General features: G+C 65.8%; 1 protein-coding gene. It reads left to right on the forward strand.

All coding sequences use genetic code 11. From position 1 onward, the window contains the following. Positions 1 to 3: 3 nt before the first annotated feature. Positions 4 to 986 (forward strand): acyl-CoA dehydrogenase family protein (locus AC3FNH_RS32540; protein ID WP_488723007.1); only part of this gene is annotated, 983 nt, incomplete at its 3' end.

Here is a 986-nt window from a genome sequence, read left to right on the forward strand (position 1 = left end):
ATCATGACCGAACTCCCTGGCCTGAAATTCGACCTGGGCGAAGACATCGAGATGCTGCGCGGCGCCGTGCGCGACTGGGCCCAGGCGGAGCTGGCCCCGCGTGCCGGTGAAATCGACCGCACCGACCAGTTCCCCATGGACGCCTGGAAGAAGATGGGCGACCTCGGCGTGCTGGGCATCACCGTGGCGGAGGAGTACGGCGGCGCCAACATGGGCTACCTGGCGCATATGGTGGCGATGGAGGAAATCAGCCGCGCCTCGGCCTCGGTCGGCCTGTCCTACGGCGCGCATTCGAACCTGTGCGTGAACCAGATCCACCGCAACGGCAGCGCTGCGCAGAAGGCCAGGTACCTGCCGAAGCTGGTATCGGGCGAATGGATCGGCGCACTGGCCATGAGCGAACCGAACGCCGGCTCCGATGTGGTCAGCATGAAGCTGCGCGCCGAATTCAAGGGCGATCGCTACGTGCTCAACGGCACCAAGATGTGGATCACCAACGGCCCGGACTGCGACGTGCTGGTGGTCTATGCGAAGACCGAGCCGGAGCTGGGCGCGCGCGGCATGACCGCCTTCATCGTCGAGAAAGGCATGAAGGGCTTCTCGGTCGCGCAGAAGCTGGACAAGCTCGGCATGCGCGGCTCACATACCGGCGAGCTGGTGTTCGAGGACGTGGAGGTGCCGGTCGAGAACATCCTCGGCGCCGAGAACGGCGGCGCCAAGGTGCTGATGAGCGGCCTCGATTACGAGCGCGCCGTGCTGTCGGGCGGCCCGGTCGGCATCATGCAGGCGTGCATGGACGTGGTTACGCCTTACATCCACGACCGCAAGCAGTTCGGCCAGAGCATCGGCGAGTTCCAGCTGATCCAGGGCAAGGTCGCCGATATGTACACCACGCTGCAGGCCGCGCGCAGCTACCTGTACACGGTCGGCAAGAACCTCGACTCGCTCGGCGCCGACCACGTGCGCCAGGTGCGCAAGGACTGCGC

This window comes from Cupriavidus sp. 22TCCZM01-5 (assembly GCF_057798915.1).